The sequence below is a fragment of the Pseudomonas sp. 31 R 17 genome (assembly GCF_900004915.1).
Classification (GTDB): Bacteria; Pseudomonadota; Gammaproteobacteria; order Pseudomonadales; family Pseudomonadaceae; genus Aquipseudomonas; species Aquipseudomonas orientalis_A.
Window position 1 is genome coordinate 88,870 of record NZ_CVTN01000062.1, and the last position, 14,375, is coordinate 103,244.

Consider the following 14,375-nt stretch of genomic DNA (forward strand, 5'->3'; position numbering starts at 1 on the left):
ATCGAAGGCTTGAATCCGTGGGCCGCCGCAATGGGCCATCCCTGGCCCAGTGCGGCTAACCCGGCGTCCTGCCGGGTTGCCCACGGATTCAAGCTTGCGTTCGGCCAGCGTGGTTTAACGGGGCGCCTGAGATCAAAAGCAGATCAAGATCAAGATCAAGGGCGACTCGCTTCGCATCGTGGTTAGCGTTGGGCGCTACAGGGTTGTGTAGATACGGCTGTCAGGTGCCAGCGGGGGCATCCGGCACGTGCGGCAGCGGCGTACCCTTGGGCCATAGCATCCAGATCTGTCCCTGCTGCTTCATGTTCCCCGCCAACTCGCCTGCTGCTTCGCCTGTGCCCCAGAACAAATCTGCGCGTACTTCTCCGGTGATGGCGCCGCCGGTGTCCTGGGCGGCGACGGGTCTGGCGATCGGCGAGCCGTCGGGTTTGGTGGTGGACAGCCACAACAGACTCCCCAGCGGAATCACCTTGCGGTCCACCGCCACGCTGTATCCTGCTGTCAAGGGCACGTTCAGCGAGCCGCGCGGCCCTTCATTGCTGTCGGGGCGGGCGCTGAAGAATACGTAGCTGGGGTTGCTCGCCAGCAGTTCGGGGATGCGTTGCGGGTGCGCCTTGGCCCAGGCGCTGATGGCGCCCATGCTCATGTCTTCCTTTTTCAGCTCGCCCTGCTCGATCAGCCAGCGACCGATAGGGCGATAGGGATAGCCGTTCTGGTCGGCATAACCCACGCGCAGTTGACGCCCACCGGCCAGTTGAATACGCCCTGAGCCCTGGATCTGCAGGAACTGCAGGTCCATCGGGTCGGTCAGCCAGGCGATCGGCTTGGCGCTCGAGCCTTGGCCGTTGAGGGTGCCGGCATCGTCATACGGCTTGAGCACACGGCCCTCCAGGCGACCGCGCAGGCGTTTGCCCTTGAGTTCCGGGTAGATGGCTTCCAGGTTGACGATAATCAGGTCATCCGGAACGCCGTACACCGGCACATGGGCGGTGGCGGTTTCGGTGAGGCTGCCGGGGTAGACCGGCTCGTAGTAGCCGGTGATCAGGCCGTTCGGTGTGTTGTCGGCTGAACGCAGGCCAAATACATCCAGGCGCTCCTTGAGGAACCCGCGAACCGCCACGGCATCGCCCGGCACGCCGGCTGCGGCTGCGCAAGTCGCACCCCAGACCGGGTCGGCCTTGAGGCGCTGGCAGGCACTGCGCCAGGATTCGAAACCTGCCAGCAGATCGCTGTCGGAAACGGATGGCAGCGCCTCCCACGGCGCGCTCACGTAAGTGGCGACGGCATGGGGTTTGGCGGCTTCTTCTTTGGCGGGTTCTTTGCCCGCGTCCTTGCCCAGGTCGCAGCCGGCCAGCAGCGCGATCATCGGCAGAGCCCACGCCAGGCGGCTCCAGGGTTTCCAATTGTCATTCATGCACGTAATTCCTGAAGCGATTGCCCGGGCTTTATCGCGTTGGGCAACCCTTATTATTAATAGGGCTATTGGTCTTTGCGGACGAGGCGGGGATACTGGCCGCCGTTTCCCGTGACCCTGAGCCACCATGACTTTTAAACATATGACGGTTGTAGCGCTGGCCTGCCTGGCCTTGTCCGCCTGCGGCGGTGTTGACCCCAATTCGCCCCTGGGCCAGCGCAAGGCGATCTTCAAGCAGATGCTCAAGACCAGCGAAGACCTGGGCGGCATGTTGCGCGGGCGTATCCCGTTCGACGGCGCCCGGTTTGCCGACGGCGCGGTCAAGCTGGACGCATTGGCCCATGAACCCTGGCAGCACTTCCCGAGCGTACGTGAAGACGACCACACCAGTGCCAGGGACGAGGTGTGGCAAAAGCAGGCGCAATTCCAGCAACTGGCTCGCGACCTTGAGGCGGCCACCGGTGAATTGGTGACCGCAAGCCGCGTCCAGCCCTATAAGGCCGGCAGCCTTCAACCTGCGGTGCAGAAAGTCGAAGATGCCTGCAGCGCTTGCCATAAGCAGTTCCGGGACCATTGAGCGGTTTTACTGGTCGAGTTCTTCCACCGCATCCTGCAACTCTTTGCGCGATTCGGCGAGCTTGTCCTTGCGCTTGTTGATCTTGTCCGCATCGCCTTTTTTCATGGCCTTGTCGAGGTCGGCCTGACGGCGGCTGACTTCGTGCTTGGCATCGAGCACCTTGTTTTCGCGCTCTTTCTTCAGCGATGCGTCAGTGCAGTTGGCGGTGACCTCGCTCAGGGCTTTTTCCAGCCCGGCCTGTTGGGCGCTGTTGCCATGGGCCCTGGCCTGTTCGATCTGGGTGCTGATGGCTTGGCGCTTGGCGGCGCAGCCTGTCAGTTGGGGGGCTTCGTCGGCGGCCAGCAGCGGCGTGGTCGTGAAGCTTGCGAAGGTGAGTAACGCAAGAGGGGCAAGAAATTTCATATAAGGGCTCCAAGGTAGCAATCAGAGGGCCGGGCCGGTGTCAAAAACCGTCTATGCCGGCGCCATGTAATATTTCAGCCAATGCCTGTACCTGCGGGTCGCGGAAAAAAGCGCTCAGTTGCGCTGCGCGTCCCGGGCCGATGCCGTCAGAGGCCAGCCAGGCTTGGGTGTCTTTGGCGACCAGCGTATGCCAGTCGCCCTGCAGGTTGTTGCGCGCCGCGGGCGGCACCCCCAATGCTTTGAGCCATTGTGCAAAAGGCCGTTTGCGGGCGCTGTGAATACTGTCGAGCACCCGCGTACGGGTGCGTTCGCCGAAGCCATCAATGTTAGCAAGCTCTGCCGCATCCAGGGTTAACCAATCGAGAAAGCCTGCGATTAGACCGGCCTGGATCAATACGTTCCAGGTTTCACGGCCCATATGGGGCAAGGACAGGCCCTGGTTGCTGCTCAGCCAGGTGAGGCGCGAGAGCAGTTGCTCCTCGCAACCAGGGTCCAGTTGCCAACAACTCAAGGCATGAAAGTCGCGAGCATCGGGCACCGGCACTTCCACCCGGGTCTTGTTGCGCAGGACCACCTCATCGAGCCGGGGAATGACCTGGCCGGCCAGGCTGATGGACACCTGGTCGCCGGGACGGATGTCCAGGTTCTGCCAGTTTTTCAGCGAGCCTGCGCTGACCCGCCTGATTTGCCGATCATCCAGCCACACGGGGTCCAGTTCGAGAATCGGTGTGATACGCCCGGTACGCCCGATCCTGAACTGCACCTTGCGCACCAGCGCCAACGCCTTGCTCACCGGGTACTTCCAGGCCACGGCCCAGTAGGGTGCGCTGGCTTTCCAGCGTTTGGCCGGCGCGCGCGCCGCCTGATGCAACACCACGCCATCGCTGGCGAACGGCAGCGGATGGTTGTACCAATGCAGACGCCAGCGCGCGGCATCGCTGATGCTGGCGATGGACTGGCTATACCGCTGGCTGTCGGTAAACCCCCACCGCGCCAGCGTGGCCAGGCGCTCGGTGAAGCTGGCCGGGCCCTCGGGCCAGGCCCACACGAACAGCCCGATCCCGCCTGCCTCGGTGTCGCTCAATTGCCGTCGGTTCATCAAGCCAGCCACTTTACTGCGCGCGTTGAGCCCGCCCTGTGCGGACTGTACGTGGTCGTCGAGGCGCCAGTAGAGCTCGCCTTGCAGTACCGCATCGACCGGCTCCGACAGTTGCTGGACGATACCCGGGATTCTGCGTGCGCCAGCGGACCAATCGTGACCGAGCAGGCCGTCGCCGCGGCTGATGAGTTGGTGCAATCGGCCTTTGCGATACACCAGGGTCACGGCGACGCCGTCGACCTTGGGTTGAATCCAGACCTCCTGTCGGGTGCTGAGCCAATCACCCACTTCGGACGCGTCCAACAGCTTCTCCAGGCCGGTATGGGCGACCGGGTGGCGGACTGTGCCACGAGCGCTTGCCAGCGGGTTGTCAGTCCTGGGTGTGGGTTGCAGCGCGCATTTGCGCCAATGGGCCAGGCGACGCCGGGCCTGGTCGTACAGTTCATCGCTGATGGGGGATTGACCCTGTCGGTGGTAGGCGTCATCCCATTGGCTGACCTGCCTGGCCAACGTGTCGATTTGCGCTCGGACATCATCGGGGCAGTCTTCGGCCCAGGCCCGGCACGTTAGAAAGCTGATCAGGAAAATCATCAACAGACGCATCGTGAGCATCCTTGCTCGGAAAGGGTGCTCAGCCTAAGTGATCGGCACGGCCACAAAAAAGCCCCGACCGAGCGGGGCTTTTTACCGGGTGTTTCTGCTTGGGTGGAACAGGTCGCCCCACGCGTGCGGCGCGTCGTTGTTATCCGTCTCGGCGCCGCGCTTTTGCTGGCCCGCGTCGACTTCGGCCGCGGTTTCAACGATTTTGTTGCAACCTTTGAGAAACAAAAAAGCCCCGCCGGGCGAACCCGGCGGGGCTTTGGCGGCCGCGAGCGATTACAGGCCGGCAGCGGTCCGCAGGTCGTTGGCGCGGTCGGTTTTTTCCCAGGTGAAGGTGGTGAAGGTGTCGTCGCCGACCGTCTTCTGCGCAGGGGTACGGCCGAAGTGGCCGTAGGCTGCGGTTTCCTTGTACATCGGGTGCAGCAGGTCGAGCATGGTGGTGATCGCGTAAGGACGCAGGTCGAAAATCTCACGCACCAACTTGACGATCTTGTCATCGCTGATCTTGCCGGTACCGAAGGTATTCAGCGAGATGGACGTCGGCTTGGCTACGCCAATGGCGTAGGACACCTGGATCTCGCAACGCTCGGCCAGGCCTGCGGCGACGATGTTCTTGGCCACGTAGCGACCGGCGTAGGCGGCGGAACGGTCAACCTTGGACGGGTCTTTGCCCGAAAATGCACCACCGCCGTGGCGGGCCATGCCGCCGTAGCTGTCGACGATGATCTTGCGACCGGTCAGGCCGCAGTCGCCCACCGGGCCACCGATGATGAACTGGCCGGTCGGGTTGATATGGAACTGGGTGTCCCTGGTGAGCAGTTCGGCCGGCAGCACGTGCTTGACGATCAGCTCCATCACGCCTTCGCGCAGGTCTTTGTAGGAGACGTCCGGGTTGTGCTGGGTGGACAGTACGACGGCGTCGATACCAACCACTTTGCCGCCGTCGTAGCGGCAGGTGACCTGGGACTTGGCGTCCGGGCGCAGCCACGGCAGCAGCCCGGATTTGCGCGCTTCGGCCTGGCGCTGGACCAACTGGTGGGAGAAGGTGATAGGCGCAGGCATCAGCACATCGGTTTCATTGCTGGCGTAGCCGAACATCAGGCCCTGGTCGCCGGCGCCCTGATCTTCAGGCTTGGCGCGGTCGACGCCCTGGTTGATGTCGGGGGACTGCTTGCCGATGATGTTCATCACGCCGCAGGTTGCGCCGTCAAAGCCCACGTCGGAACTGGTGTAGCCGATGTCGGTGATCACGTCGCGCACGATCTGTTCCAGATCGACCCAGGCCGTGGTGGTGACTTCGCCGGCGATGATCGCCACGCCCGTTTTCACCAGAGTCTCGCACGCCACACGGGCGAACTTGTCTTCAGCAATGATGGCGTCCAGCACCGCGTCAGAAATCTGGTCGGCGATTTTGTCCGGATGCCCTTCAGACACGGACTCGGAGGTGAAAAGGGAGTATTCGCTCATCTCGATGTTTTCCTGATATTTACCGATGGTGAGTGTCGCCAGCCGGTCGCTGAAAATGGCGGACCTGAATCTGGAAACCATTACGTAAACCTACATAGAGGCTTTCCCCGGGAACGAGTCCCGCAGCGGTGGCCCAACGGGCCAGATCGTCCTGTTCAAAACCCAGCCAGAGATCACCGCAGGCCTCCTTGGCCCAATTCTGGTTGTGGCTGCATAAATCCGTCACCAGCAGGCTACCGCCGGGGTGCAACAGCCCGGCCATTTGCCTGAGCGCATCGGCCGGGGCGGCGAAATGGTGCAAGACCATGTTCAGCACCACGCAATCGGCCTGCAGGCTAGTGTCACTCAGGGCGTCGGCCAGTTGCAGACTGACATTGGCCAACGCTTCGCGCTCACACAACTGGCGGGCCAGTTCGAGCATTGCCGGGCTGTTGTCCAGTGCCGTCACCTGCCCGAAGCGTCGCGCCAGGTCCGGCAGAAAACCGCCGTCGCCAGGGCCCACTTCCAGGGCCGTGGCCTTATCACTGAAGCTCAGCTTGTCCAACAGCGCCAGTACGCTTTCGCGGTACTGGGGCAAGCCGGCGATCAGGTCCTGCTGGGCGCGAAACTTGTCGGCGACCCGGGAGAAAAAGTCCTGGCTGGCGGCAGCACGTTGCCCGTGCACCTGGGCGATCCGCGCTTGCACAGCGCCGGGCAGGCCCAGGTTGTCGACTTCTTCGAGCAGCGCCGCGTGCAACTTGCCGCCGAGCAACTCGGTGTGGGGCAGGGCGCGGCGGTAAAAAATCGCATTGCCTTCGCGGCGGGTGGCCACCAGGTCGGCCTGGGCCAGCACCTTCAAATGATGGCTCATGCCGGACTGGCCGATGGCGAAGATCTGCGCCAGTTCCAGTACCCCGAATGAATCATTGGCCAGTGCGCGCAATACGTTCAAGCGCAACGGATCACCCGCAGCCTTGCAAAGGGCTGCCAGTTCATCGCTGTCGGCGGGAAGCAGGGTGGGCACGGGTAGGTTCATAAGGCCAGCAGTCTAGAGACGGGTGGTACTCGCCGCAAGGTCAATATCAAAAAGTTTTGATATTGATCGATAAGTGGCGGTTATAAGCAGCCGCTATTGCCTTTAGACGAACCCGCAGCGCAATTGTGCAAGGGATCGGCGCGCAAACCGCGGGAAAAACCTGCTCAAGTGACTATCTGTCATTGCCCGCAGGCGGTGGCTGAGGGAAAATGCCGGTCCTTTTTTCCGTTTCCTTATTCAAGCCCCCAGGAGATCAGCGATGCCCAGCCGTCGTGAGCGTGCCAACGCCATTCGTGCCCTCAGCATGGATGCCGTGCAAAAAGCCAACAGCGGCCATCCCGGTGCCCCGATGGGCATGGCGGATATCGCCGAGGTACTTTGGCGTGACTACCTGAAACACAACCCGAGCAATCCATCGTTCGCCGACCGTGACCGCTTCGTGCTGTCCAACGGCCACGGCTCGATGTTGATCTATTCGCTGCTGCACCTGACCGGCTATGACGTCACCATCGACGACCTCAAAAGCTTCCGTCAACTGCACAGCCGCACCCCCGGCCACCCTGAATTCGGCTACACCCCAGGCGTCGAGACCACCACCGGTCCCCTGGGCCAGGGCCTGGCCAACGCTGTCGGCTTCGCGCTGGCGGAAAAAGTCCTGGGCGCGCAGTTCAACCGCCCCGGCCATGACATCGTCGACCACCACACCTATGTGTTCCTGGGTGATGGCTGCATGATGGAAGGCATTTCCCACGAAGTCGCCTCCCTGGCCGGCACGCTGGGCCTGGGCAAGCTGATTGCCTTCTACGATGACAACGGCATCTCCATTGACGGCGAAGTCGAAGGCTGGTTCACCGATGACACCCCCAAGCGTTTCGAAGCCTACAACTGGCAGGTAATCCGCAACGTCGACGGCCACGATCCGGAAGAAATCAAGATCGCCATCGACACCGCCCGCAAGAGCGCGCAGCCGACCCTGATCTGCTGCAAGACCACCATCGGTTTCGGTTCGCCGAACAAGCAAGGCAAGGAAGACTGCCACGGCGCCCCACTGGGTGACGCGGAAATCGCCCTGACCCGTGAAGCGCTGAAGTGGACCCACGGCCCGTTTGAAATCCCGGCCGATATCTACGCCGAATGGGATGCCAAGGAAAAAGGCCTGGCTGCCGAAGCCGAGTGGGACCAGCGTTTCGCTGCCTACTCCGCCGAATTCCCGGAGCTGGCCAATGAACTGGTACGCCGCCTGGCCGGTGACCTGCCTGCCGACTTCTCGGAAAAAGCCTCGGCCTACATCGCCGAAGTCGCGGCCAAGGGCGAGACCATCGCCAGCCGTAAAGCCAGCCAGAACACCCTGAACGCCTTCGGCCCGTTGCTGCCGGAGTTCCTCGGCGGTTCGGCCGACCTGGCCGGCTCCAACCTGACCCTCTGGAAAGGCTGCAAAGGCGTGTCGGCTGAAGACGCCAGCGGTAACTACATGTACTACGGCGTGCGTGAGTTCGGCATGAGCGCCATCATGAACGGTGTGTCCCTGCACGGTGGCCTGGTGCCTTACGGCGCGACCTTCCTGATGTTCATGGAATACGCCCGTAACGCCGTACGCATGGCCGCGCTGATGAAGAAGCGTGTGATCCATGTGTACACCCACGACTCCATCGGCCTGGGTGAAGACGGCCCGACGCACCAGCCGGTCGAGCAACTGACCAGCCTGCGCACCACGCCGAACCTGGACTGCTGGCGCCCCGCCGATGCGGTGGAATCCGCCGTGGCCTGGAAGCACGCCATCGAGCGCAGGGACGGCCCTTCGGCGCTGATCTTCTCGCGTCAGAACCTGCAGCACCAGGTGCGGACCGACGCGCAGATCGCCGACATCAGCCGTGGTGGTTATGTGCTCAAGGACTGCATCGGCGAGCCGGAGCTGATCCTGATCTCCACCGGTTCCGAAGTGGGCCTGACCGTCCAGGCCTACGACAAGCTGACCGCGCAAGGTCGCAACGTTCGCGTTGTGTCCATGCCGTGCACCAGCGTGTTCGAAGCCCAGGACGCCGGCTACAAGCAATCGGTACTGCCGTTGCAGGTCAGCGCGCGTATCGCTGTCGAAGCGGCCCACGCTGACTACTGGTACAAGTACGTGGGCCTGGAAGGCCGCGTGATCGGCATGACCACCTACGGTGAGTCGGCGCCGGCGCCAGCGTTGTTCGAAGAGTTCGGTTTCACCCTGGAAAACATTCTGGGTCAGGCTGAAGAACTGCTGGAAGACTAAGTCAGTCTGCGTTGTCTGCCCTGGCGCCATCGCGGGCAAGCCCCCTCCCACATTTGGATTGCGGTCCAATGTGGGAGGGGGCTTGCCCGCGATGGCGTCAGAACATTCAACACCGAACTAACCTTGATCGAGAACCCCATGCCCCAACCGCGTCCCTACAAAGTTGCACTCAACGGCTACGGCCGCATTGGTCGTTGCGTCTTGCGTGCGCTGTTCGAGCGAGGGGCGGCGGCCGGGTTTGAAATTGTCGCGATCAACGATCTGGCCGACATGGCCAGCATCGAATACCTGACACGCTTTGACTCCACCCACGGCCGTTTCCCCGGCGAAGTGCGGATCGAAGGTGATTGTCTGCATATTAATGGCAGCTGCGTGCAGGTCTTGCGCAGCGCCACTCCTGAAGGCATCGACTGGAAAGCACTGGGCGTCGACCTGGTGCTGGAATGTTCCGGTGTCTATAACACCCGTGCCGACGGCCAGCGTTTTCTCGACGCCGGCGCACCGCGCGTGCTGTTTTCCCAGCCGATGGCCAGCGAGGCCGATGTCGACGCCACCATCGTCTACGGCATCAACCAGGATTGCCTGACCGGCGCTGAGCTGCTGGTGTCCAATGCCTCGTGCACCACCAACTGCAGCGTGCCGTTGTTGCGCCTGCTGGATCAGGCGATCGGCATCGATTACGTGTCGATCACCACGATTCACTCGGCAATGAACGACCAGCCGGTGATCGACGCCTATCATCATGAAGACCTGCGCCGCACGCGCTCGGCATTCCAGTCGGTGATTCCGGTGTCCACCGGCCTGGCCCGCGGCATCGAGCGACTGTTGCCGGAACTTGCCGGACGAATCCAGGCCAAAGCCGTACGGGTGCCGACGGTGAATGTGTCTTGCCTGGACATCACCCTGCAAACCGTCAGCGACACCGATGCGACGGAGGTCAACCGGATCCTGCGCGACGCCGCCACCCGCGGCCCGCTCAAAGGCCTGCTGGCCTACACCGAGTTGCCGCACGCCAGTTGTGATTTCAACCATGACCCGCATTCGGCCATTGTCGATGCCAGCCAGACCCGCGTTTCCGGCCCGAGGCTGGTGAACATCCTGGCCTGGTTCGACAACGAATGGGGCTTTGCCAACCGCATGCTTGATGTGGCAGAACACTATCTGCACATCGCCGCTAAACAACCTCAACAGTAACTCAGGAACTGCGACCCATGACCGTGTTGAAGATGACCGACCTCGATCTGCAAGGTAAGCGCGTACTGATTCGCGAAGACCTCAACGTCCCAGTCAAGGACGGTGTTGTCACCAGCGATGCGCGAATCCTGGCCTCGCTGCCGACCATCAAGCTGGCCCTGGAAAAAGGCGCGGCCGTGATGGTCTGCTCCCACCTGGGCCGCCCGACCGAAGGCGAGTTTTCCGCCGAAAACAGCCTCAAGCCGGTCGCCGAGTACCTGAGCAAGGCCCTGGGCCGTGACGTGCCGTTGGTCGCAGATTACCTGGGTGGCGTGGACGTGAAAGCCGGCGACATCGTGCTGTTCGAAAACGTGCGCTTCAACAAGGGCGAGAAAAAGAACAGCGACGAACTGGCCCAGCAATACGCAGCTTTGTGCGACGTGTTCGTGATGGACGCCTTTGGCACCGCCCACCGCGCCGAAGGCTCGACCCACGGCGTGGCCAAGTTCGCCAAGGTCGCCGCGGCCGGCCCGCTGCTGGCGGCTGAGCTGGATGCGTTGGGCAAGGCCCTGGGCGCTCCGGCACAACCGATGGCCGCCATCGTCGCGGGTTCCAAGGTCTCCACCAAGCTGGACGTGCTCAACAGCCTCAGCCAGATCTGCAACCAGTTGATCGTCGGCGGCGGCATCGCCAACACCTTCCTGGCTGCAGCGGGTCACCCGGTGGGCAAGTCCCTGTACGAGCCGGACCTGCTGGACACCGCCCGCGCCATCGCCGCCAAAGTCAGCGTGCCGCTGCCGGTGGACGTGGTGGTCGCCAAGGAATTCGCTGAAAGCGCTGAAGCGACCGTCAAGCTGATCGCTGACGTGGCCGACGACGACATGATCCTGGACATCGGCCCGCAAACCGCAGCCAACTTCGCTGAACTGTTGAAAGCTTCCCAGACCATTCTGTGGAACGGCCCGGTCGGCGTCTTCGAATTCGACCAATTCGGCAATGGCACCAAAGTACTGGCCAAAGCCATTGCTGAAAGCTCCGCATTTTCCATCGCCGGCGGCGGTGACACCCTGGCGGCCATCGATAAATATGGCGTTGCTGATCAGATCTCCTACATTTCTACCGGTGGCGGTGCGTTCCTCGAATTCGTCGAGGGTAAGGTACTGCCGGCCGTGGAAGTGCTGGAAACCCGGGCCAAGGGTTAAGGCGCGCGTGATCAGGAAAAGGAGTGTTCCCATGATCAAGTCGTTGGCACTGGTGATCGCAGCGGGCCTGTTGGCCGGCTGCGGCAGCACGCCGAGTGCGGCGCCCGAGGCGGAAAAGGCCTCGGCCCCGCTTAAAAAAAGCTGCTACCAGGCTGACTGGCAAGCCGAGACCATGCCGGTGATCAACAAGCGCATCGGCAACGAACGGCTGGAGAAATACGACTCCGCGCCCAACGGTCAGGAACAGGGTTGCCCATGACGGGTCTGATCCACTAACCCACAGCAACGGCGGCCTCTGGTCGCCCTGCGAGGATTGGCAATGAAAGGCGTTTTCGCCCTGGCAACCCTGGCCTTGTTGGCCGGTTGCAGCAGCATGAGCATGTTCGACAAGGCAGAGCCTGTAGGCAAGTGGACCACCTGGACCTGCGACAGCAAGGCCGAGGTCAACTGGCGCTTTGTCAATCAGGACCGCAGCGAGGTGGATGTACGTCTCGGTGGTTCGGATCAGGTCTACCGCCTCAAGCAGGACGTGGCGGCATCGGGCGCGCTGTACAGCGACGGCCAACTGGCCTTTCACACCAAGGGTGAGGAAGGCCTGGTGTATTGGGTGGCCACGGATGATCTGATTGGGCGCGGCTGCAAGGCCAACTGAGATCTGTCATGAGATGAGATCCAAATGTGGGAGGGGGCTTGCCCCCGATTGCGGCGTGTCAGTCAGCACTTGGGTGTCAGGCTGACCGCTATCGGGAGCAAGCCCCCTCCCACATTGATTCGGTTTCAACTTGGAATTTGAGTCGGCTACACCAGCAATAACGATTCAGCAGCTCAAGCTCAACCCCTTGATCTGCAATAACTTGAATAGCAGCCGCCGCTACGGCAGGCTTGCACGATTAACGACCCTCGATCGGGAGAGACAACACAATGGCACTTATCAGCATGCGTCAAATGCTGGACCACGCAGCCGAGTTCGGCTACGGCGTCCCAGCCTTTAACGTCAACAACCTTGAGCAGATGCGCGCCATCATGGAAGCCGCTGACAAGACCGACTCCCCCGTGATCGTCCAGGCTTCGGCCGGTGCCCGCAAATACGCCGGCGCGCCGTTCCTGCGCCACCTGATCCTTGCCGCCATCGAAGAATTCCCGCACATCCCGGTGTGCATGCACCAGGACCACGGCACCAGCCCTGACGTGTGCCAGCGCTCCATCCAGCTGGGCTTCAGCTCGGTAATGATGGACGGCTCCCTCGGCGAAGACGGCAAGACCCCGACCGACTACGAGTACAACGTGCGCGTGACCCAACAAACCGTGGCCATGGCTCACGCCTGCGGCGTGTCGGTGGAAGGCGAACTGGGCTGCCTGGGCTCCCTGGAAACCGGCATGGCCGGTGAAGAAGACGGCATCGGCGCCGAAGGCGTGCTCGACCACAGCCAGATGCTGACCGACCCGGAAGAGGCTGCGGACTTCGTCAAGAAGACCCAGGTCGACGCCCTGGCCATCGCCATCGGCACCAGCCACGGCGCCTACAAGTTCACCAAGCCGCCTACCGGCGACGTGCTGGCGATTGATCGCATCAAGGAAATCCACAAACGCATCCCCAACACCCACCTGGTGATGCACGGCTCTTCCTCGGTACCGCAAGAGTGGCTGGCGATCATCAACCAGTACGGCGGCGACATCAAGGAAACCTACGGCGTGCCGGTTGAAGAAATCGTCGAAGGCATCAAGTACGGCGTGCGCAAGGTCAACATCGACACAGACCTGCGCCTGGCCTCCACCGGTGCGATGCGTCGCCTGATGGCCACCAACCCGAGCGAATTCGACCCGCGTAAATTCTTCGGTGCGACTGTGACCGCGATGCGTGATGTATGTATCGCACGTTATGAAGCCTTCGGTACTGCCGGTAATGCTTCGAAGATCAAACCGATCTCGTTGGAAGCAATGTACCAGCGGTATTTGAAAGGTGAGTTGAACGCTAAGGTGAACTAAGTCTTAGCGTGTGACTTTTTAAAAAAACCCGCTGCAAAGCGGGTTTTTTCATAGTGCCCTATAAGTGCGTTTTGGTTGTTTAAAAAAACGCTGGAGCTTAGTTGAATTTTATAAGCTCCATGGTCCCAGCAACGTTGTTAACCCAAAAGTTTCCGGTAAGTTTTTGGAACGGTGCACTTTCGTTTACCACATTTGAAACCAGTGAAAATCTATAGGCTATTTTTGCTCCGGCGGCTCCATCCAAGGTAAAGCTGGCGGGCCCTCCTTTTTCAGCATTGGCGAACTTATAAGTTCCAGTGAGCGAGTAAGCATCTTTGCCGTCATGAAAGTCTGCCGTTATAGCACCGCTGCTGCTATTAGCTGAGGTAATAGTAAGCTGTTTGGGGCCAGTGGCGCTTCCTCCGACATAGGTACCCATTGGGTTAGGCATTGTCATGACTTCGTTCCTCTCAGGGGTGGTGAATACAAAGCGGTGAGCACTTAAACTAATGCGCCTCGCGCCTGAAGAAACCTGTCATAACTGACAGTTGTTTAGAGTGTCTGGAGCTAACTTAGTGACGAAAAGGCTATAAGCAGAAGCAGAGGGCGAAATTGGTTTTTATAAGAGGCATACGCCGCAACGGGCAGGTTTCTAAGAACACACTAAGCGCGACTTAACGTTCGGCTTTTTCAATGTGATGAAAAACCCGCAAAATGCGGGTTTTTTGGCTTTAGAGTTGATCAGGCGGCGCAAGGCGTATCGAACCCGCGTTGTTCAATCACCCGAAACACATCACTGACATCCTGCACCAGAATGCGCGCGGTATTGGCCACATGGTTCAGGTCGCGCTCGGCGAAGTCCGGCAGGCTGGAGCAGGCCATGAGGTTAAGGTGTTCGAGGGCGGCGTTGAGGCGTTCGCGCAGGCAGGCGTGGAGGTCTAGCAGTGGGGCGTTGCTGTCTATCAAGAGAACGGGCGAATCGGTCGCGGACTCAGTGCAGGGATAAAAACGGCGGGGCGGAAGTTGGTTGTTCATGGCAAATCCTTAACTCGAAAGAAGAATAGCCACCGTTTGCTGCGAAACAAATTGGGTGGCAGCTGTACGCGGGTTCGCAGACCGAGGAGTTAAGACCCGGCAGACCCGAAGGTCTCCCACGCACAGCCGCCATAACAAAGACGACCTTCGGCTGGGAGCCTGGGCTGTT

Annotated in this window: 14 protein-coding genes; 7 read left to right on the forward strand and 7 right to left on the reverse strand. The window is 61.2% G+C overall.

The window, feature by feature from the left end; genetic code table 11:
- Positions 1 to 220: 220 nt before the first annotated feature.
- Positions 221 to 1,414, reverse strand: a complete 1,194-nt coding sequence (locus BFP89_RS10395; protein WP_065885396.1) for a murein transglycosylase A — start codon at positions 1,412 to 1,414, stop codon at positions 221 to 223.
- Positions 1,415 to 1,541: 127 nt separating this feature from the next.
- On the opposite strand from BFP89_RS10395, the gene BFP89_RS10400 reads away from it, so the two are divergent.
- Positions 1,542 to 1,991 carry a c-type cytochrome gene (locus BFP89_RS10400; protein WP_065885397.1) on the forward strand — a complete coding sequence of 150 codons (450 nt, stop codon included), beginning with the start codon at positions 1,542 to 1,544 and terminating at the stop codon, positions 1,989 to 1,991.
- Between the two features lie 6 nt (positions 1,992 to 1,997).
- Here the strand turns inward: BFP89_RS10400 and BFP89_RS10405 are convergent, their stop codons facing one another.
- The 4 genes from BFP89_RS10405 to BFP89_RS10420 form a co-directional block, all read right to left on the reverse strand.
- Positions 1,998 to 2,393, reverse strand: a complete 396-nt coding sequence (locus BFP89_RS10405) for a DUF1090 domain-containing protein (RefSeq protein ID WP_065885398.1) — start codon at positions 2,391 to 2,393, stop codon at positions 1,998 to 2,000.
- Positions 2,394 to 2,433: 40 nt separating this feature from the next.
- Positions 2,434 to 4,095 carry an NAD-dependent DNA ligase LigB gene (gene ligB, locus BFP89_RS10410; RefSeq protein ID WP_065885399.1) on the reverse strand — a complete coding sequence of 554 codons (1,662 nt, stop codon included), beginning with the start codon at positions 4,093 to 4,095 and terminating at the stop codon, positions 2,434 to 2,436.
- Positions 4,096 to 4,368: 273 nt separating this feature from the next.
- Positions 4,369 to 5,559 (reverse strand): methionine adenosyltransferase, encoded by a 1,191-nt coding sequence (gene metK / locus BFP89_RS10415; RefSeq protein WP_065885400.1) that lies wholly within the window; start codon positions 5,557 to 5,559, stop codon positions 4,369 to 4,371.
- 19 nt (positions 5,560 to 5,578) lie between these two features.
- Positions 5,579 to 6,574 (reverse strand): ArsR/SmtB family transcription factor, encoded by a 996-nt coding sequence (locus BFP89_RS10420; protein ID WP_065885401.1) that lies wholly within the window; start codon positions 6,572 to 6,574, stop codon positions 5,579 to 5,581.
- Between the two features lie 259 nt (positions 6,575 to 6,833).
- On the opposite strand from BFP89_RS10420, the gene tkt reads away from it, so the two are divergent.
- From tkt to fba, 6 genes are all read left to right on the forward strand, one after another.
- Complete coding sequence (gene tkt / locus BFP89_RS10425) at positions 6,834 to 8,831, forward strand: transketolase (RefSeq protein WP_065885402.1); 1,998 nt, start codon at positions 6,834 to 6,836, stop codon at positions 8,829 to 8,831.
- 138 nt (positions 8,832 to 8,969) lie between these two features.
- The gene (epd, locus tag BFP89_RS10430; RefSeq protein ID WP_065885403.1) at positions 8,970 to 10,025 is read left to right on the forward strand and encodes an erythrose-4-phosphate dehydrogenase; all 1,056 of its coding nucleotides are present in this window, start codon (positions 8,970 to 8,972) and stop codon (positions 10,023 to 10,025) included.
- A gap of 17 nt (positions 10,026 to 10,042) precedes the next feature.
- On the forward strand, positions 10,043 to 11,206 hold the full coding sequence (locus BFP89_RS10435; protein WP_015886293.1) for a phosphoglycerate kinase: 1,164 nt from the start codon (positions 10,043 to 10,045) through the stop codon (positions 11,204 to 11,206).
- Positions 11,207 to 11,237: 31 nt separating this feature from the next.
- Positions 11,238 to 11,465, forward strand: a complete 228-nt coding sequence (locus tag BFP89_RS10440; protein ID WP_065885404.1) for a hypothetical protein — start codon at positions 11,238 to 11,240, stop codon at positions 11,463 to 11,465.
- A 60-nt stretch (positions 11,466 to 11,525) separates the two neighbouring features.
- On the forward strand, positions 11,526 to 11,858 hold the full coding sequence (locus tag BFP89_RS10445) for an MliC family protein (protein ID WP_065885405.1): 333 nt from the start codon (positions 11,526 to 11,528) through the stop codon (positions 11,856 to 11,858).
- A 269-nt stretch (positions 11,859 to 12,127) separates the two neighbouring features.
- Positions 12,128 to 13,192, forward strand: a complete 1,065-nt coding sequence (gene fba / locus BFP89_RS10450) for a class II fructose-bisphosphate aldolase (RefSeq protein WP_003177554.1) — start codon at positions 12,128 to 12,130, stop codon at positions 13,190 to 13,192.
- A gap of 97 nt (positions 13,193 to 13,289) precedes the next feature.
- Here the strand turns inward: fba and BFP89_RS28455 are convergent, their stop codons facing one another.
- Complete coding sequence (locus BFP89_RS28455; RefSeq protein ID WP_141689077.1) at positions 13,290 to 13,628, reverse strand: hypothetical protein; 339 nt, start codon at positions 13,626 to 13,628, stop codon at positions 13,290 to 13,292.
- A gap of 284 nt (positions 13,629 to 13,912) precedes the next feature.
- Entirely contained in the window at positions 13,913 to 14,206 is a 294-nt protein-coding gene (locus BFP89_RS10455; protein ID WP_065885406.1) for a fructose-bisphosphate aldolase, read from the reverse strand.
- Positions 14,207 to 14,375 lie beyond the last annotated feature (169 nt).